The organism is Pseudoalteromonas sp. SG43-6, assembly GCF_014164365.1.
Classification (GTDB): Bacteria; Pseudomonadota; Gammaproteobacteria; order Enterobacterales; family Alteromonadaceae; genus Pseudoalteromonas; species Pseudoalteromonas rhizosphaerae.
In genome coordinates, this window is sequence record NZ_JACJEZ010000108.1 from 1 (window position 1) to 3,673 (window position 3,673).

Annotated in this window: 3 protein-coding genes; 1 reads left to right on the plus strand and 2 read right to left on the minus strand. The window is 37.3% G+C overall.

Going from position 1 to position 3,673, the window contains the following annotated elements:
* Positions 1-103: 103 nt before the first annotated feature.
* Positions 104-667, minus strand: a complete 564-nt coding sequence (locus H5201_RS22160) for a LysE family translocator (RefSeq protein WP_182785417.1) — start codon at positions 665-667, stop codon at positions 104-106.
* A gap of 88 nt (positions 668-755) precedes the next feature.
* Here H5201_RS22160 and H5201_RS22165 point away from each other — a divergent pair, with 88 nt between their 5' ends.
* On the plus strand, positions 756-2,150 hold the full coding sequence (locus tag H5201_RS22165) for a PLP-dependent aminotransferase family protein (protein ID WP_182740914.1): 1,395 nt from the start codon (positions 756-758) through the stop codon (positions 2,148-2,150).
* 219 nt (positions 2,151-2,369) lie between these two features.
* Here the strand turns inward: H5201_RS22165 and H5201_RS22170 are convergent, their stop codons facing one another.
* Complete coding sequence (locus tag H5201_RS22170; protein WP_182785418.1) at positions 2,370-3,437, minus strand: hypothetical protein; 1,068 nt, start codon at positions 3,435-3,437, stop codon at positions 2,370-2,372.
* Positions 3,438-3,673: the final 236 nt, after the last annotated feature.

The following is a 3,673-nucleotide window of genomic DNA, read 5'->3' on the forward strand; positions in this document are numbered from 1 at the left end:
TTAGCTCTGTTGTTTTTAAGCGATTCATAAGATCACAAAACACCATGAATGTTCCCTCGCTTCCCACATTTTTTAATACTATTAGTTCATTGATATATAAAGGCTAATTCTGGGGATACTTTAGGATATTTGGCTTATTTAGAAATTGGCGCATGTATTTGCCAAAATTCACCCAAAACAAGCCTGAGCAAGCCGCGACAAGGTTAAAAATAATCACGCCCAAAATTGCAGAAGGCCAATAGGCACCTCCTGGTAAAGTAAGTGCAGTACAAAGTGTCATTAACACTGCATATGACTTAGGATTGATCAACTGAAAAAGCATGCCTTGAAAAAAATTTAAAGGCCTTGCTTGAGCATTATCACCTTTTAATTGAGAGCTACTAGCTATCTTGTATGCCAAATATAAAATATAACCACTGGCACAAAGCTGTAGAAAAAAATGCAGCTTTGGCTGTATTAAAAACAATTTACCTAATCCTAGTAGCATTGCCAAATGCATTATCGTCATGCCTACTCGAATACCCAATAAGTGCGGTAGGGTTTTGATCACGCCAAAATGTGTGCCTGAGTGAGTAAGCAAAATATTATTAGGCCCAGGCGTAATTGACGCCGCAAAACAAAATAAAATGAGAGCCGGAGCAAGCTCAAAAACAGTAGCTGTATTCATAATGATTAATTGTATTGATACAATATTGTAGTTGTTTAATAACTATTAATTGTCATACTTATGTAAAATCATCAATATTTTTATTGTTATGAATACAATTTACAAACCGGATCACACTCTATTTAGTAGTTTGTGCAAAACACAGCCAAAATATCGCGCATTAGCCGCTTTGATTGAGCATGCTATCGACAACAAAATGCTGGGTTTTGAGCAAAAATTACCAGCCCAACGACTTCTCGCTGACAGCCTAAGTGTTACACATGGTACGGTAACTCGTGCATATGCTTTACTTGAGCAACGAGGGTTGGTTACTGCAAAACTAGGGGCTGGTACCTTTGTAAGTAAAGTTATTGAGTTAAGTCATTTTGAGGGCGACACAGACTTTGCTTCAAGCATGCAACCGATGATGGGGCAACAACATGTTATGACCAATGCCCTGCAATCGCTGTCAAAGGATCAACGTGCATTAACAGATGTGATGATTTATAAACTCAATGGACTTACCTCACATCAATATTTTTTCAAACAATGGCTAGCGGATAAGGGCTTTGATTGCTTAAACCATCCGTTGATATTTACCCAAGGTGCTCAGCAAGGAATATTCACTACGTTAGCAACCTTGTGTGAAAGTGGCGATACTGTCATTGCAGAGTCAATGTGTTACCCCGGTTTTTACCTTGCGTGTCATTCGCTTAAACTTTCATTAGCGCAAGTAAACGTGCATAGCGACGGGATTGATCTTGCGCAAATTGAAGCATTGTGTAAGTCGCGTACAATCAAAGCGGTTTACATCACGCCAAACTGTCAAAATCCAACCAATATTTGCTATAGCAGTAACAATTTAAATGCCCTACTGGCGCTGAGTCGCCGATATAATTTTTTCATTATTGAAGATGACGTAAATTACTGTTTGCCAGAGTATTGGCGATTACCATTGTGGCAACAAGCACCGGATCGGGTTTTTTATATTTCAAGCTTTTCAAAATATTTTGCAGGCGGACTACGAGCCGGTTACTTATTACCTCCACGACTTTGGGAGCAACCAATTTTAAAACAAATTCATAGTGAGTGTTGGGCGGTTTCCTCAATGAATTTTGAGTTAATAATGCGCGCCATTAAAAGTAACGAATTTACTTATAATCAAACTAAGCTAGCAGATGAGATACGCTATCGTATTGAACAAATAAAAAAGCTGCTTCAAACTTATGAGATAGATGCTCAGTTTGCCAGTTTAAATGTATATATTCGCTTATCCCAGTCGCAGAATATGTTTGAGTTTTGCAGCGTATTAAAAGCGCATAAGGTAATTGTAAGGACGCTAGATTCCTTTATCCCAGAAGTTCCAGCCCTAAAAGTAGATAATCCAAATGGTGTTCGCCTCACCCTAGGCGGCCCAGCAACCCGGGCTGAGTTTGACTTAGGCATCACCCGCGTTGAAGCCGCTTTACAGCAGTTTAATCAAACATTTGAGGTAGTTATTTAAATTTTATCATTCAATAAAATCGGGGAATCATTATTCCTTTGGGTGATGTGAACTCATACTTTTTTGAGGAAATATAGTGTTTAAAGTTCTGCGAGTTCTCTATTGCTTTTGCATTTAGTTTTGCAAATTTATATGAAATTGACATGAATATCCTTTTGCCTACCCAAGCAGTTATTTACTGCTTGGGTTAAATTCCTTTAATTTTATTATGTTACTTAACTACAGATCTACCATCAAAAATGATGTGAATTTTTGCCACAGTGTTTTACCGAACTTGATCTCGCTTTCAGGCTTAATGTTATCTGCGTATTTCCATGGAAACTTGAAAATATCTGGCGGTGTTAGCTTTTTAATAGGTTTACCCATCAAAAGATTATCGAGCTGCTCTTCATCATTAAATTCTTTTCTCAACTCGTCATCTGCTTTGGACATTTCTTTTAAAAATGACTTATCAACACGATACCAAAAATACTTAGGGCGACCATTGGCTTTATCAAATTCAGCAGTGGTTTTATCAAACTCACGGTAATATTCAAATTGCGGGATATCAGCCAAAGGCTGAGTAACATTCATAAAGTTTTGTAGCAGTTCCCAATGAATAAATGCAGATGCTATCTGGTTACTAAAAGTTTGGTCATATCGCATGCTTTGCTGATAATGTAACAAAGTAAACCCACGGTATGGAAAACCGCTTTTAGGGTTATGCTGCACCCTATAATGTGCATTAAACTCTTCAAATGGGAAAATATCGAAATCTTTCGCGTTTTTAGTTGGTACCTCCACCATTCCTGTGGCACGATTAAAAATAACAGCTAGATTATATTTAAACCTAAAAAACGGCCAAATTAACCAATTAATCAATTTAGAAACTATCCAACATAATGACAGGCCCGCTAAAAATTCTAACGCAACATCAACCGCCCCTAAAGCTAAACTAAATAACGGCATAACAAACAAGAATATAACAATACAAAAATGAATTATTGCCCAAGAAAAAATGACAAAGCCAGCAATATTAGTTGCGTTTCCTGCTAATGGCATTGCTAATTCATTTTTACCTTTTGCTAAAATTGAACGTGCATATTTTTCTGCTCCAGTAATATTACCTTTGTAGCAACTGTTTTGACTATTATCAAAACAGTGGCCAAATACACCGTCTCTCGGGTAAAACGCCTGCTTACTTTGATAGCGGCAAAACATTGAATCACGTTCATCTGTTGCGATTTCATTTCTAAATTTTGCAGCTTGCTTAGCGCGATAAGCGGTTTTTGCGTATTGCTCAAACATATTCAACTTCCTTATTACCGAACTGTACTATTAACTATTTTTTCTCAGTTCGGCATCACTCCTTTGTGTAAATGCTAAACAAACTAACTTCACTACCACACGGCTTCTCTATTAACTTGGCAATCTGCTGGGTCTAAATAGGGTTTTAACTCCTCAGGAAATCCGTGTTTTTCTGTTATATCTTTATCTATTTTGAAGTAGTGCTCTATTGATTGATATAAGTGTGTCCCAAGCGG